Here is a 21,652-nt window from a genome sequence, read left to right as displayed (position 1 = left end):
GAGGTCGGCGTCACCCCGGCCGAGTCACCCCCGTCAGGGTTCTCAGTCCACCGCGAACGTGTCCACCGCGACGTCGAAGTACTCCCGTGCCTCCCGTACCTTCCCGACCGGCGCGGACACCCACACGTCGTACATCCGGCCGTCCTCCTCCCAGCAGAGGTCGTAGGTGTGCCGGGGGCCCTCCGTCGCACTGAAGCCCTTCCAGGTGAACTCCCAGAAGGCGGCGGGGTGTCCGAAGTGGGTGGTGTCGGTGACCCGGCCGTCGTGGTAGCCGGGGTTCGTGCTCGGCCCGTCGGCCGCCGCCCGCCGCATCGCCGTCCCCGGTCCGCCCGTCTGCGGCTCGGAGACCTTGATGCCGAGCCGGAAGGTCTGCCCCGGCGACAGGTAGAAGACGCGCTGGCCCTGCGGGTCGCGGGTGAAGCCCTCCGGGACGGCGAGGGAGAAGCCGGCCGGGTCCCGCGCGAGGCGGTAACCGGAGGGCGCGGTGCGGGAGCCGGTGGCCGGAGGCGAGGACGGGGAGGACGGCGGCGGGGAGGCCGAGGACGAGGGCGAGGACGGCGGCGGGGTCGAGGGGGGCGCCGTGTGCGAGGCGGAGGCGGTCGCCGTACCTCCGGGGCCCGGGGCACCGCCGCCCCCGCCGCCGTTGAGCAGCAGCGCGGCCGCCGACACCCCGGCGCCGGCCATCGCCGCGACCAGCAGCGCGGCGACCAGCACCCCGCGGGGCGAGTACCGGGGCGGCCCGGCCGGTGCCGGGGCCGGCGGCCAGGGCAGGTCCCGCTGGGTCGGCGTGTACGCGGAGACGCCGACGCTCTCCGACCTACTGGTGACCGCCACGGCTCCCGTCTCCAGGAAGCCGCGCAGCATCCGCTCGGCCTCCGCCGCACCCAGCCGCCGCTCGGGATCCCGCTCCAGCAGCCCGCGTACGACCGGCAGCAGCGGCTCCGCCTGGGCGGGTGGCCGGATCTCGTCGGAGACCACGGCGTGCAGGATCCCGCCGAGCGAGTCGCGCCGGAACGGCGACTCGCCGCTGAGCGCCGCGCACAGCAGCGCGCCCAGCGACCACAGGTCGGACGCGGGACCGGCCCGGACGCCGGACATCCGCTCGGGCGCGGTGTACTCGGGCGAGCCGACGAAGGAACCGGTCTCGGTGAGCGTGGTGGCGCCCGCGACCTGGGCGATCCCGAAGTCGGTGAGCACGACACGCCCGGTGTCCGCCTCGACGAGCACGTTCGCCGGCTTGATGTCCCGGTGCAGCACCCCGGCCGTGTGCGCCGTCCGCACCGCGCTCAGCAGGGCGATCCCGATCCGCGCGGCCTCCCCGACGTCCACCGGACCGCTCCGCGAGATCCGGTCGGCGAGCGAGCCGCCGTCGATCAACTCCATGACGATGTAGGGCCGCTCGCCCTCCTCCACCACGTCGTGCACGACGATGATGTGCGGGTGGTGCAGCTGCGCGACGGCCTGCGCCTCCCGCAGGGTGCGGTCGCGGCGCAGCCGGGCGTCGTCGTCCGGGAGCGAGTCGTCGACGGTGAGTTCCTTCACGGCGACCTGCCGACCGAGTAACTGATCGGTCGCGCGCCATACGACACCCATCCCGCCCCGCCCGAGCCGCGTTTCCAGGCGATAGCGCCCCGCGATCAGACGGACGGCTTCCCCGTCGGTCCCCATGGCCCCATGATGCCGCACCGGACGCCTGCGTTCCGGACGGTGACCGGCCAACAAACGCGCCCGGGGCGGCGCACGGAAGCGCGCGGCGTCAGCCGGACGTCCCCGGGTCCCAGCTCTGCAGCACCCACTTGAACTGTTTGTTCGCGGTCGCCCAGTCCTTCGCCGGCGACGACATGTAGATCGCGTACTCGACGCCCGCCCGCGAGTAGTAGGTCTCCTCGATCGCGCGCCGCGGTCCGGCGGCGTTCGCCCCGTCCTTCGCGAGCGCGGTCCAGGTGTACTCCCACACCGACCCGTCCCGGTCCCGGTACAGGTTCTTCTTCATGGTCACGCGGTGGTAGTCGACCAGCCGCTGCAACTGCTGCTCCAGGTCCTCCTGGTGGGCGAGCGCGTCGGAGAAGTCGGGCGAGCTGTCGATGGCGATGCGGAGGAAGTGGCGGCCGTTGTCGGGCGTGTAGTCGATCTGCTTGAGGTCGCCGTCGATGCCGTAGACACTCCGCTTCCAGCCCTTGGGCAGGGAGAGCTTGAAGCCCAACGGGTCTTCCACGGACTGCCAGTCGGTGGGGACCGCGCCGTCCGGCGCCGAGGTCGAGCCGCCGGAGGAGGAACCGGAGGTGGCCGGCGCGGCCACGCTGCCCGTGCCTTCCTGCTGCCCGAAGTCCCACTTCTGCAGGGCGACCGCCGCGCCACCGCCGAGCAGCGCGGCCATGGCGACGACGAGCGCGAGCGTACGCAGCCGGCGCCGCCTGGGCTGGGCGGCGGCGGAGACCGACGGCGGCCCGATGGCCGTCGCCGCGTCCATGGAACCGCCCGAGGGGCTCCGTCCCTCGTACGAGCCGCCGTAGGAACCGCCCTGCGAACCGCCGTAGGAACCGCCCTGCGAGCCGCCGTACGACCCGCCCTGCGAGCCGCCGTACGGGCTGCCGTACGACGCCGAGTCCCGCGAGCTGTCGTAGGAGCCCTCGTACGGCGTCCCGGCGTCCGGGTGTGACACCTCGGTGATCTGCGACCGCGTCGGTACGTATGCCTGCGCCCCGCTCGGCCGCCGGCCCTCCGCCGCCTCGGCGAGCATCTGCTCGGTCTCTTCGGGGCCGGGCCGCTCGGCGGGTTCCTTGCGCAGCAGCGCGGTGATGACCGGCTCCAGCGGGCCCGCGTTGTGCGGCTCGGTGGCCTCGTCCTCGACGACGGCCTGCATGGTGGTCAGCGGCGAGGTGCGGCGGAACGGCGAGCGTCCCTCCACCGCGGTGTACAGCGTCGCGCCCAGCGCCCACAGGTCGGAGGACGGCCCGGGGTCGTGCCCGCGCACGCGCTCCGGCGCGAGGTAGTCGACGGATCCCACGACTTCCCCGGTACGGGTGATCGTGGTGTCGCCCTCGATCTGGGCGATGCCGAAGTCGGTGAGGAGGACCCGGCCGTCCCGGCCGATCAGGACGTTGCCCGGTTTGACGTCCCGGTGCAGCACCCCGGCGCTGTGCGCGGCGCGCAGCGCGCGAAGCACCCACAGCCCGATCCGCGCGGCCTCCCGCGGCTCGACGCGCCCGCGCTCCTTGACCTCGTCGGCCAGCGAGTGGCCCTCGACCAGCTCCATGACGATCCACGGACGGCCGTCGTGTTCGAGGACGTCATGGACGGTGACGACGGCGGAGTGGTTGATACGGGCCGCGGCCCGGGCCTCCGCCCGGGTGCGGGCCAGCAGGATGGCCTGGTCGCCCTCGGAGACGTAGAGCGCGGCCGTCAACTCCTTGATGGCGACAGCCCGGTGCAGCACTTCGTCATGGGCGCGCCACACCCGGCCCATGCCGCCGCTGCCGATGGTGTCGGCCAGCCGGTAGCGGCCCGCGATGAGCAGGCCCTGCATCTGATTCACGTTGCCCCGCAATGCTCTTGTCAGGGTCAGACTAAGGACCACCCTGCGGTCATGGAACCGGTGGGGTCCCACGGAGACAGCACTGTGACGGTTTTCGCTTTCGCCACGGAAAGTGAACGGAATCCGCCCACCGGAACGGGAACCATTCGGCTTGCACCGGCGTTGAGCTTCAGCCCGTGTACTTGTATGTCGACGACGCCTGGTCGTACAGCCGTGTGACCTCGTCCCGTTCCGACTCCGGACCGCGGACCTGCACGACGTGGTACCGCCCGTTGATCAGGAAGACCATGTTCCGTACGAACAGGTCGCCCTGCCGGCCGTCCGTCCAGGTGAACTGCCCCTCGGCCGACACCTGCCGGCCCACCGTGATGGTCCGCAGCCCGCCCGCCGTGGCCCAGCTGGAGTCCCGGTACGGCTGCAACTCCGCCTCCTTGTCCCGCTGGTACGTCATCGGGTCGTTGCCGTAGGTAGCCGCGCTGTCCCGCCCGGCCACCACGATCAGCTCGAACTTCCCGTGCGAGTAGATCACCTGGCCGCTGCCGTTCCGCGGGGTGCGGCTCCAGCCCTGGGCGACGGCGACCTGGAAGCCGTCCGGGTCGTTGCGCAGGGTGAAGCCGTCGGCGGCCGTGCCGCCGCCCGTCGAACCGGCGGTGGTCTGCGTCTCGGTGGACGGGGCCGCCGTCTGCGTCGGTGTCGGCGTGGGGGTCGGGCTCGGAGTCGGCGCGGGACCGGCCTCGCCGGCCGCGCCCGTCCGGTCGCCGTTCGTCGCGCCGCCGTTGTCCGCGCTGTCCTTCTTCGGCAGGAACAGCATGGCGTACGCGACCACGGCGGCCAGCAGGAGCAGCACCAGCAGAAGCAGCGTACGGCCCAGTCTGCGCGGGGACTTGGCCTCCTGGCGAGCCCGCTTGTGCCGGCCGTGCGGACTGGTCGCCGGGAGCCCGGCCCGGCGCCAGCGCACCAGTTGCCCGCGCCGGCGGACGATCGGCAGCCGAGCCGGGTCGGCGGCGGGCGGGGCGGCGACGACATGCGCGCCGGCGTCCGGCTCGGGCGCGGACCGCACCAGCGAACGCAGCCAGCCGCGCAGCTCCTCGAAGTCCAGCCGCTCGGTGGGGTCCTGACGCAGCAACGACTCCACGACCGGCCTGAGCGACCCGCACTCCTCCGCGAAGGCGGGCGGCTCCGAGCACACCAGCTGCACCAGCTCGGCCGTCGACTCCTCCGGATACGGCGCGTGTCCCTGCACGGACCGGAACAGCAGCGCGCCGAGCGCCCACAGGTCGGTGGCCGGCCCGATGGGCGCCGCCAGCTGCCAGTTCTCGTGCACGGGCCCGGCCTGTTCCGGCGCCCAGCGCTCGGTCACCGGCCCGACCACGGTCATCCGCACCTGCCGTGCCCGCTCGGCGGCCAGTGCGGTGGCGGGCCCGCGCCGCCCGGTCACGGCGGCACCCGGCTCGCCCCAACGGGGAGCCTGGGCGGGCACGACCGGTCGCGGGAGGTCGGTGCCGGGACCGACGGCCGGCAGTGCGGTGCGCTCCGCGGGCGCCGTCCCGGGGCGGGGCACGGCCCCGTGCCAGGACGAGGGCGCACCGCTCACCCCGTACGGGTCGGCGATCTGGCCGGGCGGCACACCGCCGCCGGGCCCCTGCACCTGCCCGTGAACGTACGGCGGCTGCTGGGCCGCCCCGTTGCCGTGCCCCGGGGCATACGGCGACGGGGCCGCCCCGTTGGCGTACGGCGGCTGTGCGGCACCGTTGGCCTGACCCGGACCGTACGGCGGCTGCGGTGTGGGCGTGCCGGTGTCGGCCGGCGGCCGGGCGCCGGGCAGCGCCGCCCGGCCGTTCTGCTGGGCCTCCTGGACCCGGGCGGCGGCCCTGGCCCCCGCCCGGTACGCGGCGATCGCCCCGGCCCGCGCGGCCCGGACGTCCGCACCGGTCTCCAGCGCCCGCCGCTCCACCGCGCCCGTACCGGCTCCGCCCGGACCCTCGTCCGGCCCGGCCCCCGGCAGCCCGCCGGCGGCCCGGGCCTGAATGGCGGCACGCCGGGCGGCCTCGGGATCCGCTTCCGGTACGCCGGGCGCCGTCCGCGCGCCGGCCGTACCACCCGACGCACCACCCATGCTCCCGATGCCCCCGACAGCGAGGGCGCCCGAGCCTCCGGGACCGGCCGGACCGGCCGGACCGCCGGATGTGGCGGAACCTTCCGCCTCCCCGGCACGCCCGCGGCCGACGGCCTCCGCGCCGCCCTCTCCCTCCGGCGCCGGCACAGGGTCGTACCCGCACAGCGCCTCTTCCGCCGCCCCGACCGCGAGGCCGGTCAGCATCACCCTGCCGTCGTCGCAGACGAGGACCGTGCGGGCGGTGATGTTGCGGTGCACCCAGCCGTGCGCGTGCAGCACCCGGAGCGCCATCAGCACGTCGGAGGCGACCTCGGCGGCCCGGTACGGCGTCAGCGGCCGCTCGGCGAGCAGGGTCGCCAGCGACCGCGCGGCCACGAACTCGCTGACGATCCAGAGCGAACCGCCCTCGGCGAACACGTCGAAGACCTGGTCGAGCCGGGGATGGTCGGGGATCCGGGCGGCGGCCTGCGCGGCCTCCACGGCGCGGCGCACCGCGGGATCGCTCGGCCGGCGTGTCGCGGTACGGGCGGCCGGTGGCCGGCGCGCGCCACGGTCACGGGCCGTGAACCCGTCGGGCAGCCCCTCGGCGTCGAGCACCTCCGCCTCGACGACCTCCGGCAACGGCACCTGCCGGACGTACACTTCCTGCCCGCTGTAGGTGTCGAAGGCCCGGGTCTCGGTGTGTTCGTACTCGTCGGAGGGGGGCAGGGGCAGGCGGTAGCGGTCGGCGAGTACCCGACCCGCGTAGTCGTCCACGTAGCCTCCCCCGGCCGCCCGGTGGTCAAATCCGTTCGTTTCGCGGCCCGTTCCGCACACCTACCTGGATGCGTACGGTCCGCAACCACTCACGATACGTGCCGGAGGCAAGTCGCATTGAGGGGATGCGAATTTGTCACTTCGACTCGAAGCTCGCCGTCAGCGTCTTCCAGGTGTCCTTGCGCAGCTCACTGCTCCAGTCGGCGGCCTTCGCGGTGTACATCAGCGCGTACCCCTGCTTCGGGCTGACGACGAACCCGCGGTCGATGGTCCGGTACTCGGTGCCGCCGTCGACGTAGGTGAACTCCCAGTCAGCCGTGTTCCAGCCGCGGTAGCCCACCGCCGCTATGCGGATCTTCTGGTACTGGGAGCGCACCATGTAACGCTCCTGGTTCTTCCAGTCCGCCACCGGGTCGTCCTTGGGCGTGCTCGTCCAGGCGATCAGCAGCTTCTGCCCGTCGGGCCCGGTGAACCGGTCCCCGGCGGAGCTGCCGGTCTGGAACTTCCAGCCCTTGGGCAGCCCGATCGAGTACCCCTGGTCTCCGTTGTACGTCTGCACCACCGAGGCGCTGTCGCTGTCGCTGTCAGTACCGCTGCCGCTGCCACTGGAGTTCGACGCCGAGGAATCGTCGTCGTCCGACTCGTCGGTGTCGCCGGCGCTCCCGGCCGCCGCGGAGTCGCCGTCCGCCTGCGTACCGCTGCTCGTGTCCTCCTTGGTGGAGGACCCGCCGCCGGACCCCGCACCGGAACTCGCGCTCGCGCCCGAGGTGGCCACCGCCTTGGAACCGCCGCTCTTGCCGCTCCCCTTGCCGTCCCCGTCGTCGCCGCCCAGCGTGAGGGCGAGCACGGTACCGAGCACCGCGAGCACCACCACCACGGCGATGATCACCAGGGTCCGCTTCGGCACCACGTCCGTGAGCGGAGCCCGGGGCACGGACCGGGGCGCCAGGTCCAGATCCGGCGGCGGCACCACGGGCCACCCGGAACTCGCCTTGCCCGCGGCGGGCTTGGTCCCCGCCGATCCACTGCCGGCACCAAAACCAGCGGCGGAACCGGTGACAGGACCGGCAGCGGGACGTGCACCGCCCGCCGGGCCGGAGACCGGGCCCGAGCCGGAAGCGACCGAACCGCCCTTGGCGCCGCCGGCCTCCGCGGCGGGGCTCTTCGTCCGGGCCGCGGACGCGGCGCTCGCCGATCCCGCGGCCTTCCGCACGGACCGCAGCGCCCCGCGCAGCTTCTCCCCGGCCTCCTCGCCCCGCCTGACCCCGGCGCCCTTCTCCGCCTGCGGCGCGTCCGGCTGCGGCGGCAGCGGCACGACCCGCGTGGCATCCACCGGCAGCTCCTCCGGCGCGCTGATCACCGCGTCGAGCATCGCCCGCGCGCCGGCGTCGTCCAGCCGCTTGGCCGGGTCCTTGGTGAGCAGCCCGTAGATGACGTCCTTGAGCGGGCCCGCGTTCTTGGGCTCCTCCAGCTGTTCGGTCATCACCGCGGTCAGCGTGGCGATCGCCGACCCCTTGTCGTACGGCGGGGCGCCCTCGACCGCCGCGTACAGCAGGCCACCGAGCGACCACAGGTCGGCCGCCGGGCCGGGCTTGTGACCGCGGGCCCGCTCCGGGGAGATGTAGGAGGGGGCGCCGACGAGCATGCCGGTGGAGGTGATCGACGGGTCGCCCTCGACCTGGGCGATACCGAAGTCGGTGAGCACGACCCGGCCGTCGCCCTCGGAGATCAGCACGTTGGACGGCTTCACGTCCCGGTGCAGGATGCCCTCACGGTGCGCCGACCGCAGCACGTCCAGGATCGCGAGCCCGACCTCGGCCGCGCGCCTGGGCTTGAGCAGGCCGTCCTCCCGGATCACCTCGGCCAGCGACTTGCCCTCGACCAGCTCCATCACGATCCAGGGCCGGTCGTCCTCCTCGACCACGTCGAAGACCGTCACCGCGCTGTTGTTGCGGATCCGGGCGATCGCCTTGGCCTCGCGCAGGGTGCGCGTGATCAGGCGCCGCTTCTCCTCCTCGTCGATGTTCGACGGGAACCGCAGCTCCTTGACGGCCACCGTCCGGCCCAGGGTCTCGTCCTCGGCGCGCCACACCGTGCCCATGCCACCGCGGCCGAGCACCCTTCCCAGCCGGTACCGCCCGGCGAGAAGACGCTCACTGTTGTCCTGACGAGTCTCCTGACGAGAAGTACCCGCCCGCTCCGCCTCCGACATGCGTCCCCTCATGCAACCCGCCCTGACAGAGCCTTCATTGTCCCTCACCCGACAAGTGCCCGACGCCCAGGGTGCCCCTGACCGCTCATCGGGGCGGGCCGATCGGAACCCCCGGTGACGAGGGCGTCACGCGAGCCGGGATGATGGGCCGAGACAAGGGAGGGACCGGATGCCGTCGCTTCGGACACTGGTGGCCATACCGGTCTCTCTTGCCCTGCTGCTCGCCCTGATGACGGTCGGTTCCGCGTCCTCGGCGGAGGCCACGGACCCGCTCCTGTCACAGTTCGTCACCAAAGGCCGGGCACCCGCGGCCGCCTTCCTGGACCGCGACGGCGACGACGTCCGTTATGCGGCCGCCGGCCGGGGTATCGCCCGTGCCGACCACTTCCGCGCCGGCAGCATCACCAAGACCTTCGTCGCCACCGTCGTCCTGCAACTGACCGCGGAACACCGACTGTCCCTGTCCGACCCCGTCGAGCGGTACCTGCCGGGGCTGCTGCGCGGACGAGGGGTGGACGGGCGACGGATCACCCTGCGTGCCCTGCTCGGCCACACCAGCGGGCTCGCCGACTTCACCGAGCTCACCAAAGGGGCCGTCCCCCTGACCCCGCTTCAGGCCGTACGTGTCGCGCTCGCCCTCCCTTCGACCGGCCTCGGCCGCTACGCGTACTCCAGCACCGACTACGTCGTGCTCGGCATGGTCATCCGCCGGGTCACCGGTCACTCGTACGCCACCGAGGCGCGGCGGCGCATCATCACTCCTCTCCGTCTCAGCGGCACGTCCTTCCCGGGTGCCCGTGCCTCGCTGCCCGCGCCGCACGGCCGCGCCTACGCGGCCGACGGCTCCGACGTCACCGAGCTCGACCCGCGCGTGGCCGGCGCCGCGGGTGAGCTGGTGACCACGCTCGACGACCTGGACCGCTTCTACGCGGCGCTGCTGGACGGCGAGCTGCTGTCCTCGCACTGGCTGCGCGAGATGCTCAGCACCCGTGCCGCGCATGGGGTGTACGGCTTGGGGATCTTTCCTGTGAAGCTGCCGTGCGGGACCACGGTGTGGGGGCACAACGGCCGGATCGCGGGCAGCTATGTGCGCAGTGCTGCCTCGATCGGCGGCCGGCATGTCCTTACGTTCCGCGTGAACACGACGGCGGTGGGGGACCCGGACCTCGAACCCGCGCTGCTCGCGGCCGAGTTCTGCCCTCGCAGTCGGTAGAACGGCCGGGGTCCGGCAGAAGATCCCGGCCCCGGGTCGCTCGATCGGGTGGGTTTCAGAGCGGTGCGATGTCCGGGGCTCCCAGGCGGGCCGCGTCGGCCGTCTGGTCGTCCGGCTGGAGTTGGGACTCCCGTTCCGCCTCCACCCGCTTCTCGTAGTGCTCGACCTCCCGCTCGATCTGGTCCTTGTCCCAGCCGAGGACCGGCGCCATCAGCTCGGCGGCCTCGCGGGCGCTGCGGGTGCCCCGGTCGAAGGTCTCGATGGAGATGCGGGTACGGCGGGTGAGGACGTCGTCGAGATGGCGGGCGCCCTCGTGGGAGGCGGCGTAGACGACCTCGGCGCGCAGATAGTCGTCGGCGGCCGAGAGCGGCTCGCCGAGCCCCGGGTCGGCGGCGATGAGTTCGAGGACCTCGTCCGCCATCGAGCCGTACCGGTTCAGCAGGTGCTCGACCCGGACCACGTGGATGCCGGTGCGGGCGGCGATCCGGGCCCGCGCGTTCCACATCGCCCGGTAACCCTCCGCGCCGAGCAGCGGGATGTCCTCGGTGACGCACTCCGCGACCCGCGTGTCGAGCCCGTGCACCGCCTCGTCGACGGCGTCCTTGGCCATCACCCGGTACGTCGTGTATTTGCCGCCCGCGACGACCACGAGCCCCGGCACCGGATGCGCGACCGTGTGCTCGCGCGACAGCTTGCTGGTGGCGTCGGACTCGCCGGCCAGCAGCGGGCGCAGCCCCGCGTACACGCCCTGGACGTCGTCGCGCGACAGCGGCACCGCGAGCACCGAGTTGACGTGGTTCAGCAGGTAGTCGATGTCGGCGCTGGAGGCGGCCGGGTGGGCCTTGTCGAGGTCCCAGTCGGTGTCGGTGGTGCCGATGATCCAGTGCCGGCCCCAGGGGATGACGAACAGGACCGACTTCTCGGTGCGCAGGATCAGGCCGGTCGTGGAGTGGATGCGGTCCTTGGGGACGACCAGGTGGATGCCCTTGGAGGCGCGGACGTGGAACTGGCCGCGCTCGCCGACCATCGCCTGGGTGTCGTCGGTCCACACACCGGTCGCGTTGACGACCTGCTGGGCGTGGATCTCGTACTCCCCGCCGCCCTCCACGTCCTTCACCCGGGCCCCGACGACCCGCTCGCCCTCGCGCAGAAACCCGGTCACGCGCGCGCGGTTGGCGGCCTTCGCGCCGTAGGACACCGCCGTGCGCACCAGGGTCGCCACATAGCGGGCGTCGTCCATCTGGGCGTCGTAGTACTGGATGGCGCCGACCAGGGCGTCTTTGCGCAGGGCGGGCGCGACACGCAGGGCGTGACGGCGGGTCAGGTGACGGTGGACGGGCAGGCCCCGGCCGTGCCCGCTGGCCATGGACATCGCGTCGTAGAGCGCGACGCCCGAGCCGGCGTACAGGCGCTCCCAGCCCTGGTGCTGGAGCGGGTAGAGGAAGGGCACCGGCTTGACCAGGTGCGGGGCGAGGCGCTCCAGGAGCAGGCCGCGCTCCTTGAGGGCCTCACGGACCAGGGCGAAGTCGAGCATCTCCAGATAGCGCAGCCCGCCGTGGATCAGCTTGCTGGATCTGCTGGAGGTGCCGGAGGCCCAGTCACGGGCCTCGACGATGCCGGTGTTCAGGCCCCGGGTGGCCGCGTCCAGCACGGTTCCGGCGCCTACCACTCCGCCGCCCACGACCAGCACGTCCAGCTCGCGCTCGGCCATGGCCGCCAAGGACTCCGCCCGTTGCTTCGGCCCCAGTGTCGCTGTCCTCACCGCTGCCTCCCGCTCTGCCGCCATCGGTCATGGCTCGTCGTCGGTCGTCGGTCGCATCGGCCGCACCCGGCAGGTGCGGCCCATGCCCAAAGTCTGACCGCGTTGCCCGACTTCAGCCACCACGCGCCCCCAGCCTGTGGACAACGCTCACCGAACCCCCGGAAGACACACGTACACAATCCCACATAACGTTCATATTTACTCCTAGTCTGACATTGCGCTTCGCTCATCCTGTCCACAGGGCTTGCGCACCTGTCCCGCTTCGGTTACTGGGAAGGACGGCCCACGCCATGCCCGCAGACCTCGCCGTCATGGGACTCGGTCCCTACGGCCTGCCCCTCGCCCAGGCCGCCGTGGCCGCCGGCATCCCCACGATCGGATACGCCACCGGCCCCGAGGCTGGCTCGCTCAGCCCCGCCGAGCTGCGCCGGATGCTCGCGCGGGGCTTCCGGGTGGCCAAGGAACCGGCCGAGCTGGGGCGGGTACGGACGGCCGTGATCTGCGCGCCGACCCCGCGCGGCGCCGACGGCGGGCTCGACCTGAGCCGGGTGGAGGTCGCGGCCCGCACCCTGGCGGAGCGGCTGCGCCCGCACACCACGGTGATCCTGGAGTCGCCGGTCCACCCGGGGACGACGGAGGACTTCCTGCGGCCCCTGCTGGAGAAGGGTTCGGGCCTGCGCGCGGGGCGCGATTTCCATCTCGCCTACTCGCCCAGCCGGGTGGATCCCGGCAGCCGTGACTTCACCCCGGCCAACACCCCGAAGGTCATCGGCGGCCTCACGCCCGCGTGCACGGAGTCGGCCGCCGCGTTCTACGGCCGGCTCACCGACAAGGTGGTACGCGCGCGTGGCCCGCGCGAAGCCGAGACCGTACAGCTCCTGGAGACCAACTTCCGGCACGTCAACATCGCCCTCGTCAACGAAATGGCCGTCCTCTGCCATGACCTGGGCGTCGACCTGTGGGACGTGATCCGCTGCGCGGAGACCAAGCCGTTCGGCTTCCAGGCCTTCCGCCCCGGCCCCGGCATCGGCGGCCACGGGGTCGCCCAGGACCTGTCCGGCGTCGGCGGCCGCGGCCTGCGCATGGTGGAACTGGCCCAGCAGGTCAACAACCGGATGCCGGGGTACGTCGTCCAGCGCGCCGCCGCGCTGCTCAACGAGCACGGCAAGTCGGCCCGCGGCGCGCGCGTGTTGCTGCTCGGCGTCACCTACAAGGCCGACCTCGCCGACCAGCAGGCCACGCCCGCCCGCGAGATCGCGATCCGGCTGATGGAACTGGGCGCCTCGGTCAGCTACCACGACCCGCACATCGCGTCCTGGAACGTCCTGGACCGCCCGGTCCCCCGCGCGGACTCCCTCTACGAGGCGGCCGCCGACGCCGATCTGACGATCCTGGTCCAGCAGCACCGGACGTACGACCTCCAGGGCCTGTCGGTGAAGGCGCAGCTGCTGCTGGACACGCGCGGGGCGACACCGACGGGGGCGGCGCACCGGCTCTGAACCCTGCTCCGCGGCCGCGGAGAAATCGCCAGGAGCGTTGTCACAGGCTCCTGTTAGTCTCCCCTCACTCGTCGCACAGGTGTGCGCACGTTTTTTCACCTCGCTGTTCGCGCGGTGATCCACCAGGGGGGATTTTCTGTCATGAGCCAGTCAGCTCCACCACCACCGCAGCCTCAGTCCCAGCCGCAGCCCCAGTCCCAGTCCCAGCCGCAGCCCGTCGACGGCAACCCGTTCGCCCAGCAGCAGACGCCCGCGCCGTACGCCGCGCAGCCCGGCGCCGTACCCCCGCCTCCGGCGCCGCCCGCGCCGCCCCGGGGCAATGTCGCCCTCGGCGTGGTCGGTGCCGTCGTCGCGGCCGTGGCCGCCGCCGCCCTCTACGGTGTGGTCATCGGCCTCACCAAGCACGAGATCGGCTGGGCGGCCGTCGGCGTCGGCTTCGTCATAGGCCTCGCGGCCGGCAGGCTCGGCGGCCGCAACCCGCTGCTCGCCGTCGTCAGCACCGTCCTCGCGCTCGGCTCCGTCTACCTGGGCCAGCTGGTCGGCGAGGCGATGATCGGCGCCGACCAGCTCGGTGTGAGCTTCTCCGAGCTGTTCTTCCAGCACTTCGGCGTCGTCCAGGACGCGTGGAAGGAAGAGACCGACCCGCTGACCTTCCTCTTCTTCGCGATCGCCGGGTGGGCGGCGTTCTCGGGCGCCAGGAAGGCGGCGGCCTGACCGGCTTGCGGCACGCGAAAGGGCCGGTCACCCCAACCGGGTGTCCGGCCCTTCGCTCGTCCTCCGGCGACTACCGCTTGTGCTGGCTGTCCGCCACCGTCACCTCGACGCGCTGGAACTCCTTCAGCTCGCTGTAGCCGGTCGTGGCCATCGCCCGCCGCAGGGCGCCGAAGAGGTTCATCGAGCCGTCGGGGGTGTGCGACGGGCCGGTGAGGATCTCCTCGATGGTGCCGACCGTGCCGAGGTCGACCTTCTTGCCGCGCGGGAGTTCCTCGTTGACCGCCTCCATGCCCCAGTGGTGGCCCTTGCCGGGCGCGTCCGTCGCGCGGGCGAGCGGGGAGCCCATCATCACCGAGTCCGCGCCGCAGGCGATCGCCTTGGGGAGGTCGCCGGACCAGCCGACACCGCCGTCGGCGATCACGTGCACGTACCGGCCGCCGGACTCGTCCATGTAGTCGCGGCGGGCGGCGGCCACGTCCGCGACGGCCGTGGCCATCGGGACCTGGATGCCCAGCACGTTGCGCGTGGTGTGCGCGGCGCCACCGCCGAAGCCGACGAGCACACCCGCGGCGCCCGTACGCATCAGGTGCAGGGCGGCGGTGTACGTGGCGCAGCCGCCGACGATGACCGGGACGTCCAGCTCGTAGATGAACTGCTTCAGGTTCAGCGGCTCGTGCGAACCCGACACGTGCTCCGCCGAGACCGTCGTACCGCGGATGACGAAGATGTCCACGCCCGCGTCGACGACGGCCTTGGAGAACTGGGCCGTGCGCTGCGGGGAGAGCGCGGCGGCGGTGACCACGCCCGAGTCGCGCACCTCCTTGATGCGCTGCCCGATCAGCTCCTCCTTGATGGGAGCCGCGTAGATCTCCTGGAGGCGGCGGGTCGCGGCGTCCGCGTCCAGCTCGGTGATCTCGTCGAGCAGCGGCTGCGGGTCCTCGTAGCGCGTCCAGAGACCTTCGAGGTTCAGCACGCCGAGGCCGCCGAGCTCGCCGATGCGGATCGCGGTGGCCGGGGAGACGACCGAGTCCATGGGGGCGGCCAGGAACGGCAGCTCGAAGCGGTAGGCGTCGATCTGCCAGGCGATCGAGACCTCCTTCGGGTCCCGCGTACGGCGGCTGGGGACGACGGCGATGTCGTCGAAGGCGTACGCCCGGCGGCCGCGCTTGCCGCGCCCGATCTCGATCTCAGTCACGTCTGTGGCCTTTCCCTCTTCGTTTCAGCGTCTTCCAGTATCGCCGACGGGTACGACAAGGGCGGCCCCGGTACGCCCGGGACCGCCCTGGAAAGGCCGTGGTGACTACTTGCGGCTGTAGTTCGGGGCCTCGACCGTCATCTGGATGTCGTGCGGGTGGCTCTCCTTGAGGCCCGCGGAGGTGATGCGGACGAACTTGCCCTTGGACTCCATCTCCTCGATGGTGGCGGCGCCCACATAGCCCATGGTCTGACGCAGGCCGCCGACGAGCTGGTGCAGCACGTTGGAGAGCGGGCCGCGGTAGGGCACCTGGCCCTCGACACCCTCGGGCACGAGCTTGTCGTCGGCGGCGACCTCGGCCTGGAAGTACCGGTCCTTCGAGTAGGACCTGCCCTGGCCGCGGGACTGCATCGCGCCGAGCGATCCCATGCCGCGGTACGACTTGAACTGCTTGCCGTTGATGAAGAGGAGCTCGCCCGGCGACTCCTCGCAGCCGGCCAGCAGGCTGCCCAGCATCACGGTGTCGGCACCGGCGGCGAGCGCCTTGCCGATGTCGCCGGAGTACTGCAGACCGCCGTCGCCGATCAGCGGGATGCCGGCCGCGCGGGCGGCGAGGGAGGCCTCGTAGATGGCGGTGACCTGCGGGACACCGATGCCGGCGACCACGCGGGTGGTGCAGATAGAGCCGGGGCCCACGCCCACCTTGATGCCGTCGACACCGGCGTCGATGAGCGCCTGGGCGCCGTCGCGGGTGGCGACGTTGCCGCCGATCACGTCGACGTCCACGCTCGACTTGATCTTCGACATCCAGCTGAGGGCGTTGCTGTTGTGACCGTGCGAGGTGTCGACGACCAGGAAGTCCGCGCCGGCATCGGCGAGCGCCTGGGCCCGCTCCAGGGCCTCGGGGCTGGCCCCGACGGCGGCGCCGACGAGCAGGCGGCCCTCGGCGTCCTTGGCGGCGCTCGGGTACTTCTCGGCCTTGACGAAGTCCTTGACCGTGATCAGGCCCTTGAGGACGCCCTCGTCGTCGACCAGCGGCAGCTTCTCGATCTTGTGCTTGCGCAGCAGCTGGATGGCCTCGGTGCCGGAGATGCCGACCTTGCCGGTGACCAGCGGCATCGGGGTCATGACCTCGTGCACGCGGCGGGTGCGGTCGCTCTCGAAGGCCATGTCACGGTTGGTGACGATGCCGAGCAGCTTGCCGGCCGGGTCGGTGACGGGCACACCGCTGATGCGGAACTTGGCGCACAGGGCGTCGGCCTCGGCGAGCGTCGCCTCCGGACGCACCGTGATGGGGTCGGTGACCATGCCGGACTCGGACCGCTTGACCAGGTCGACCTGGTTGACCTGGTCCTCGACCGACAGGTTGCGGTGCAGCACGCCGACGCCGCCGAGGCGGGCCATCGCGATCGCCATACGGGACTCGGTCACCTTGTCCATCGCCGCCGACAGCAGCGGGATGTTGACCCGGACGTTGCGGGAGATGCGGGACGAGGTGTCGACCGCGTTTGGGAGCACCTCGGATGCGCCCGGCAGCAGCAGCACGTCGTCGTAGGTAAGCCCGAGTGTCGCGAATTTTCCGGGCACTCCGTCGACGTTGGCAGTCATGACACCTTCCCCAAATGGCCTTGAACGGTGCGGATGTCCATGCTAACGGGAAGCACAGGCCCCAAATTCCACGGTACGACTCAGCTTCAGGCCTCGTATGTTCGTACGGAAATGTGCGGCCGCCTGTTCATCGGGGGCCGGGGGCCGTGCGGCCGTTGCTCCGCCTACTGCTCCGCCAGGGCGCGCAGCCGGCTCAGGGCCCGGTGCTGGGCGACCCGGACCGCGCCCGGTGACATTCCCAACATCTGACCCGTCTCCTCGGCGGTGAGGCCCACCGCGATGCGCAGGAGAAGGAGCTCGCGCTGGTTCTCGGGGAGGTTGGCCAGGAGTTTCTTGGCCCATTCGGCGTCGCTGCTGAGCAGCGCCCGCTCCTCGGGGCCGAGGGAGTCGTCGGGGCGTTCCGGCATCTCGTCGGAGGGGACGGCCGTGGAGCCCGGATGGCGCATCGCGGCCCGCTGGAGGTCGGCGACCTTGTGGGAGGCGATGGCGAAGACGAAGGCCTCGAAGGGGCGGCCGGTGTCGCGGTAGCGGGGCAGCGCGAGGAGAACCGCGACGCAGACCTCCTGGGCCAGGTCCTCCACGAAGTGGCGGGCGTCGCCCGGGAGGCGGGACAGGCGCGTACGGCAGTAGCGCAGCGCGAGTGGGTGGACATGGGCGAGCAGGTCGTGCGTGGCCTGCTCGTCCCCGTCGACGGCGCGATGGACGAGAGCGCCGATCGTCCCTATGGCGGTGACCGCCTCGTCGTCGCGCATCGGTCCATCGTGCCCTGCGGCCGTCGGCGGTGTGGCACCGCGTCCGTCGTTGTGCACCGAAGCGTTATGAGCAGGTGCGCCGGAACTCATCCCTTGCGCCCTCCCCTTCCGCTCGAACGACTCGTCCCCGAGAGACTCCACACCTCAAGGATGCGGCATCGGCGCCGAAACGAGCAGCGGGCCTCCGGCGATCCGCCTTGCGAACCCCGCCCACCATGGGGTAGGCGGGGGCGTCCGGTCGGTCCGCGGTCCCGCTGCGGCGCAGCTCACCGCCCTGCTAACGGACCAGTCCCCAGCGGAAGCCGAGGGCCACCGCGTGGGCGCGGTCGGAGGCGCCGAGTTTCTTGAACAGGCGCCGGGCATGGGTCTTCACGGTGTCCTCGGAGAGGAACAGCTCGCGGCCGATCTCGGCGTTGGAGCGGCCGTGGCTCATGCCCTCCAGGACCTGGATCTCACGCGCGGTGAGCGTGGGCGCGGCGCCCATCTCGGCCGAGCGGAGACGGCGGGGCGCCAGCCGCCAGGTGGGGTCGGCGAGCGCCTGGGTGACGGTCGCGCGCAGTTCCGCGCGCGAGGCGTCCTTGTGCAGGTAGCCGCGGGCGCCGGCGGCGACGGCCAGGGCCACCCCGTCCAGGTCCTCGGCGACCGTGAGCATGATGATGCGCGCGCCCGGGTCGGCCGACAGCAGCCGGCGCACGGTCTCGACACCGCCCAGCCCGGGCATGCGCACGTCCATCAGGATCAGGTCGGAGCGGTCGGCGCCCCAGCGGCGGAGGACTTCCTCGCCGTTGGCCGCCGTGGTCACGCGCTCGACGCCGGGCACGGTCGCCACCGCGCGGCGCAGCGCCTCTCGGGCAAGCGGGGAGTCGTCGCAGACGAGGACGGATGTCATGACCGCCCTCCGCAGCTGATGCGCGTCACCTTGAGCCTCCAGGCTGGTACGGAATCGTCACCTGTGCGGTCGACCGTCTCGGACGCCTGCCCGAGCGCTTGTTGTTTCAACCGCCTCCGCACTCTCAACGACGGTCACTCGAAAGAGTTACGGGGCTGCGTGCCGTATTCGGCACTCTACGTGAGGGGGCGGACACGGTGCAGACATGGACGTCAGACCCTCAACTTTTCATCACATCCAATGCCCCATTTAGACCTTTTTCTTCCCGTTTCACGGTGTCTGGGGCTAGATTCGCAATGAGTCATATTTTCATCTCTCTAGACCGGAGATGTACGGTCGTTGGCACCGTATCCGCCCAGAACGGCTACAAGGGGTCACGTAATGGCAGATTTCTCCCGCCTTCCCGGACCGAACGCGGACCTGTGGGACTGGCAGCTCCTGGCTGCCTGCCGTGGGGTCGACAGCTCGCTCTTCTTCCATCCCGAGGGCGAGCGCGGGGCGGCTCGGAGTGCCCGTGAGAACTCGGCCAAGGAGGTCTGCATGAGGTGCCCGGTCCGCGCGGAGTGCGCGGCGCACGCGCTGGCGGTCCGCGAGCCGTACGGCGTCTGGGGCGGCCTGACCGAGGACGAGCGCGAAGAGCTCATGGGGCGGGCGCGCAACAGGCTGGTGTCGGCATCGACGACCAGCGGCGACTCCCTCCCGCACACCTGAAAGAGCCGATTCCTCCCGCATATCAGAAAGAACGTTTCTTCAAACCGCTGCCGAGCGGGCCGCCCGTCGCCCCCTCCTTCTCAGGCCCGCCGGGCCGCCCGGCGCAGTTGTTCCAGCGTCGCCGCCACCGCCGGCACCTGTGCCAGGTCGGGCAGGGTGAGGGCGACGATCTCCCGCACCACCGCGGGTTCCAGCGCCACCGTGCGCGCACCTCTCGGACGTACCGACTCGATCGCCAGCTGGGGCAGCACCGCGACGCCCAGACCGGCGCCGACCAGGCCGACCACGGCCGGGTAGTCGTCGGTGGCGAAGTCGATGCGGGGCGTGAAGCCCGCGCTCTCGCACGCCTGGACGAGCTGTCCCCGGCAGCGCGGGCAGCCCGCGATCCAGGGTTCGTCGGCGAGTTCCCCGAGGGCGACCGACGCCGCGTGTGCGAGCCGGTGCCGTTCGGGCACCAGGCCGACCAGCCGGTCCGTCAGCAGCGGCCGTACCACCAGGTCGTCCCACTCCTCGGCGCCCGCCGCACCCTCGTAGCGGAAGGCCAGCGCGATGTCGCAGTCGCCGGCGCGCAGCAGCTCCACGGACTTCGGCGGCTCGGCCTCCTCCAGGGAGACCCGGGTGCCGGGGTGGGCCGCGCGCAGGGCGGCCAGTGCCGTCGGGACCAGGGTGGAGCTGCCGCTCGGGAAGGAGACCAGGCGAACCCGGCCGGCGCGCAGGCCGGCGATCGCGGCGACCTCCTCCTCGGCGGCGGTGAGCCCGGCGAGGATCCCGGAGGCGTGCCGGACGAGGGCCTCGCCGGCCTGGGTCAGGCGCATCTCGCGGCCGTTGCGGACCAGCAGCGGGGTGCCCACGGAGGTCTCCAGGGCCTTCATCTGCTGGCTGACGGCGGGCTGGGTGCAGCCCAGTTCGCGCCCCGCCGCCGAGAAGGAACCGGTGGTGGCGACGGCGCGCAGGACGCGGAGATGACGGGCCTCTATCACCCCCCGAGCATAAGGCGGGCTTGGACAGCACGCCCCATAATGCGTCGACGCTTTGAGGGCGGTCCCGTACCGTCGGACCATGGAGCTTCTCTCGGTGAACCTCGGAATCCCGACGCCGTCGCCCCACACGGACCAGAAGGACGGCGTGACCGGCATCGACAAGCGCCCCGTGGACGGCCCGGTGCGGGTGCAGGCGCCCGGCCCGAAGGGGGTCGCGGGCAGCGGACTGGCCGGGGACACGGTGTGCGAGCTGCGCCACCACGGCGGCGACGACCAGGCGGTGTACGCGTACGCGCGCGAGGACCTGGACGCCTGGGAGAAGGAGCTCGGCCGGCCGCTGCCGAACGGCTGTTTCGGTGAGAACCTCACGACAAACGGGCTGAACGTGTCGGATGCACTGATCGGCGAGCGCTGGCGGATCGGCTCCGGGGTCGTACTGGAGGTCACCTCCGGGCGCATCCCGTGCCGTACTTTTCAGGGCCATCTGGGCGAGCGGGGATGGGTGAAGAGGTTCACGCGGAAGGGTGCGTCCGGTGCCTACCTCCGGGTGATCGAACCGGGTGAGATCCGGGCCGGCGACCCGATCGAGATCGTGCACCGGCCGGCCCACGGGGTGACGGCGGCGATGGAGTTCCGTGCGACCACCACCGAGCGGGAGCTGCTGCCCCGGCTCCTCGCGGCGGGCGCGGCGCTGCACCCGGAGGCGCTGGCACTGGCCCGGAAGTACGTGGCCGCGCAGCAGGACTGAACGGCCGTCACCCGCGAGCCGTTCACCAGCGCTTCACCCATCGGGAGAGCTGGTGCGCGCAGCGGACGCCGTCAGTCCGGGTAACTACCCTTGGGCCATGACAACGGCTCTGATTACGGGATCGACCGCGGGGATCGGTGCCGCGTTCGCGCGGCGGCTGGCGGCGGACGGGCACAACCTCGTCCTGGTGGCGCGGGACACCCAACGCCTGCGCGAACAGGCGACCGAGCTGCACGACCGGCACGGCATCGAGGCGGAGGTGCTCACCGCCGACCTCGCCGAGGACACCGGCATCGAGTCGGTCGCCGCCCGCCTCGGCGACCGCCGGAACCCGGTCGACCTGCTGATCAACAACGCCGGCTTCGGCAACAAGGGCCGCTATCTGGACGTCTCCATGGCCGACGAGCTGAGAATGCTCAAGGTGCACTGCGAGGCGGTGCTGCGGCTGACCTCGGCGGCGGCCGAGGCGATGCGGGAGCGCGGGCGCGGCGGTGTCGTCAACGTGGCCTCGGTGGCGGCCTTCGTGCCCCGGGGCACCTACGGCGCGTCGAAGGCGTGGGTGGTGCAGTTCACCCAGGGCGCGGCGCGCGATCTGGCGGGGACCGGCGTCCGTCTGATGGCGCTGGCGCCCGGTTTCGTGCGCACCGAGTTCCATCAGCGGGCCGGGATGGGCACGGACAACATCCCGGACTGGATGTGGCTGGACGCCGACAAGCTGGTCGAGGCGGCGCTCGCCGACCTCGCGCGCGGCAAGACGCTGTCGATCCCGGACCCGCGGTACAAGGTGCTGACCGGCCTGGCGAAGGTGGCCCCGCGCGGGCTGCTGGGCGGGATCACCTCGAAGACGGGGCGCAAGTACGGGCCGCAGTGACGGCCGTGACGGCCGGCTGGGTCGCGCCGCAGGCCCGGGGGGAAGCGGGCGGTGGCCGGCGAGGACCGCTCCGGTGCCCAAAAGGTGGGAC

The 21,652-nt window shown here is 72.2% G+C and carries 16 protein-coding genes; 6 read left to right on the top strand and 10 right to left on the bottom strand.

Translation table 11 applies throughout. The features are described 5' to 3' along the window. Positions 1-42: 42 nt before the first annotated feature. The 4 genes from ACFWXC_RS21365 to ACFWXC_RS21350 form a co-directional block, all read right to left on the bottom strand. Complete coding sequence (locus ACFWXC_RS21365; RefSeq protein ID WP_384480826.1) at positions 43-1,668, bottom strand: serine/threonine-protein kinase; 1,626 nt, start codon at positions 1,666-1,668, stop codon at positions 43-45. 88 nt (positions 1,669-1,756) lie between these two features. Beyond that, positions 1,757-3,526: a serine/threonine-protein kinase gene (locus ACFWXC_RS21360; protein WP_384480825.1), complete on the bottom strand. Its 1,770-nt coding sequence runs from the start codon at positions 3,524-3,526 to the stop codon at positions 1,757-1,759. 178 nt (positions 3,527-3,704) lie between these two features. Beyond that, positions 3,705-6,407, bottom strand: a complete 2,703-nt coding sequence (locus tag ACFWXC_RS21355) for a protein kinase (RefSeq protein WP_384480823.1) — start codon at positions 6,405-6,407, stop codon at positions 3,705-3,707. A 136-nt stretch (positions 6,408-6,543) separates the two neighbouring features. After that, on the bottom strand, positions 6,544-8,619 hold the full coding sequence (locus ACFWXC_RS21350; protein WP_384480945.1) for a protein kinase: 2,076 nt from the start codon (positions 8,617-8,619) through the stop codon (positions 6,544-6,546). Between the two features lie 169 nt (positions 8,620-8,788). On the opposite strand from ACFWXC_RS21350, the gene ACFWXC_RS21345 reads away from it, so the two are divergent. Next, positions 8,789-9,832: a serine hydrolase domain-containing protein gene (locus ACFWXC_RS21345; RefSeq protein ID WP_384480821.1), complete on the top strand. Its 1,044-nt coding sequence runs from the start codon at positions 8,789-8,791 to the stop codon at positions 9,830-9,832. Positions 9,833-9,887: 55 nt separating this feature from the next. Here the strand turns inward: ACFWXC_RS21345 and ACFWXC_RS21340 are convergent, their stop codons facing one another. Beyond that, positions 9,888-11,594 (bottom strand): glycerol-3-phosphate dehydrogenase/oxidase, encoded by a 1,707-nt coding sequence (locus tag ACFWXC_RS21340; protein WP_384480820.1) that lies wholly within the window; start codon positions 11,592-11,594, stop codon positions 9,888-9,890. Positions 11,595-11,884: 290 nt separating this feature from the next. On the opposite strand from ACFWXC_RS21340, the gene ACFWXC_RS21335 reads away from it, so the two are divergent. Beyond that, positions 11,885-13,093, top strand: a complete 1,209-nt coding sequence (locus ACFWXC_RS21335; RefSeq protein WP_384480817.1) for a nucleotide sugar dehydrogenase — start codon at positions 11,885-11,887, stop codon at positions 13,091-13,093. A 141-nt stretch (positions 13,094-13,234) separates the two neighbouring features. Beyond that, the gene (locus ACFWXC_RS21330) at positions 13,235-13,807 is read left to right on the top strand and encodes a hypothetical protein (protein WP_384480816.1); all 573 of its coding nucleotides are present in this window, start codon (positions 13,235-13,237) and stop codon (positions 13,805-13,807) included. A gap of 70 nt (positions 13,808-13,877) precedes the next feature. Here ACFWXC_RS21330 and ACFWXC_RS21325 read toward each other — a convergent pair whose 3' ends face one another. The 4 genes from ACFWXC_RS21325 to ACFWXC_RS21310 all read right to left on the bottom strand — a co-directional run bounded on the left by ACFWXC_RS21325 (position 13,878) and on the right by ACFWXC_RS21310 (position 18,251). Further along, positions 13,878-15,002, bottom strand: coding sequence for a GuaB3 family IMP dehydrogenase-related protein (locus ACFWXC_RS21325; protein ID WP_384480814.1), 1,125 nt, complete (start codon positions 15,000-15,002; stop codon positions 13,878-13,880). Positions 15,003-15,107: 105 nt separating this feature from the next. After that, positions 15,108-16,610 carry an IMP dehydrogenase gene (gene guaB, locus ACFWXC_RS21320; protein ID WP_384480812.1) on the bottom strand — a complete coding sequence of 501 codons (1,503 nt, stop codon included), beginning with the start codon at positions 16,608-16,610 and terminating at the stop codon, positions 15,108-15,110. A gap of 164 nt (positions 16,611-16,774) precedes the next feature. Continuing rightward, complete coding sequence (locus tag ACFWXC_RS21315; RefSeq protein WP_351693558.1) at positions 16,775-17,362, bottom strand: sigma-70 family RNA polymerase sigma factor; 588 nt, start codon at positions 17,360-17,362, stop codon at positions 16,775-16,777. Between the two features lie 277 nt (positions 17,363-17,639). Further along, positions 17,640-18,251, bottom strand: coding sequence for a response regulator transcription factor (locus ACFWXC_RS21310; protein ID WP_003948568.1), 612 nt, complete (start codon positions 18,249-18,251; stop codon positions 17,640-17,642). A gap of 381 nt (positions 18,252-18,632) precedes the next feature. Here ACFWXC_RS21310 and ACFWXC_RS21305 point away from each other — a divergent pair, with 381 nt between their 5' ends. Continuing rightward, entirely contained in the window at positions 18,633-18,962 is a 330-nt protein-coding gene (locus tag ACFWXC_RS21305; protein WP_352223028.1) for a WhiB family transcriptional regulator, read from the top strand. A gap of 80 nt (positions 18,963-19,042) precedes the next feature. Here ACFWXC_RS21305 and ACFWXC_RS21300 read toward each other — a convergent pair whose 3' ends face one another. Then, complete coding sequence (locus tag ACFWXC_RS21300; RefSeq protein WP_384480811.1) at positions 19,043-19,942, bottom strand: LysR family transcriptional regulator; 900 nt, start codon at positions 19,940-19,942, stop codon at positions 19,043-19,045. 79 nt (positions 19,943-20,021) lie between these two features. On the opposite strand from ACFWXC_RS21300, the gene ACFWXC_RS21295 reads away from it, so the two are divergent. Beyond that, positions 20,022-20,690: an MOSC domain-containing protein gene (locus ACFWXC_RS21295; protein WP_384480809.1), complete on the top strand. Its 669-nt coding sequence runs from the start codon at positions 20,022-20,024 to the stop codon at positions 20,688-20,690. Positions 20,691-20,787: 97 nt separating this feature from the next. Next, the gene (locus ACFWXC_RS21290) at positions 20,788-21,561 is read left to right on the top strand and encodes an SDR family NAD(P)-dependent oxidoreductase (protein ID WP_384480807.1); all 774 of its coding nucleotides are present in this window, start codon (positions 20,788-20,790) and stop codon (positions 21,559-21,561) included. Positions 21,562-21,652 lie beyond the last annotated feature (91 nt).

This window comes from Streptomyces sp. NPDC058683 (assembly GCF_042716195.1).
GTDB lineage: Bacteria > Actinomycetota > Actinomycetes > Streptomycetales > Streptomycetaceae > Streptomyces.
The sequence above is the reverse complement of the archived record's forward strand: the minus strand, read 5'-3'. Positions and strand labels throughout refer to the sequence as shown.

What these genes read in the sequence shown, in the direction of transcription:
- ACFWXC_RS21315 (WP_351693558.1), bottom strand. Translation starts at nt 17,362, where the DNA reads ATGCGCGACGACGAGGCGGTCACCGCCATAGGGACGATCGGCGCTCTC.
- ACFWXC_RS21335 (WP_384480817.1), top strand. Translation starts at nt 11,885, where the DNA reads ATGCCCGCAGACCTCGCCGTCATGGGACTCGGTCCCTACGGCCTGCCC.
- ACFWXC_RS21365 (WP_384480826.1), bottom strand. Translation starts at nt 1,668, where the DNA reads ATGGGGACCGACGGGGAAGCCGTCCGTCTGATCGCGGGGCGCTATCGC.
- ACFWXC_RS21310 (WP_003948568.1), bottom strand. Translation starts at nt 18,251, where the DNA reads ATGACATCCGTCCTCGTCTGCGACGACTCCCCGCTTGCCCGAGAGGCG.
- ACFWXC_RS21290 (WP_384480807.1), top strand. Translation starts at nt 20,788, where the DNA reads ATGACAACGGCTCTGATTACGGGATCGACCGCGGGGATCGGTGCCGCG.
- guaB (WP_384480812.1), bottom strand. Translation starts at nt 16,610, where the DNA reads ATGACTGCCAACGTCGACGGAGTGCCCGGAAAATTCGCGACACTCGGG.
- ACFWXC_RS21295 (WP_384480809.1), top strand. Translation starts at nt 20,022, where the DNA reads ATGGAGCTTCTCTCGGTGAACCTCGGAATCCCGACGCCGTCGCCCCAC.
- ACFWXC_RS21345 (WP_384480821.1), top strand. Translation starts at nt 8,789, where the DNA reads ATGCCGTCGCTTCGGACACTGGTGGCCATACCGGTCTCTCTTGCCCTG.
- ACFWXC_RS21330 (WP_384480816.1), top strand. Translation starts at nt 13,235, where the DNA reads ATGAGCCAGTCAGCTCCACCACCACCGCAGCCTCAGTCCCAGCCGCAG.
- ACFWXC_RS21350 (WP_384480945.1), bottom strand. Translation starts at nt 8,619, where the DNA reads ATGTCGGAGGCGGAGCGGGCGGGTACTTCTCGTCAGGAGACTCGTCAG.
- ACFWXC_RS21360 (WP_384480825.1), bottom strand. Translation starts at nt 3,526, where the DNA reads ATGCAGGGCCTGCTCATCGCGGGCCGCTACCGGCTGGCCGACACCATC.
- ACFWXC_RS21305 (WP_352223028.1), top strand. Translation starts at nt 18,633, where the DNA reads ATGGCAGATTTCTCCCGCCTTCCCGGACCGAACGCGGACCTGTGGGAC.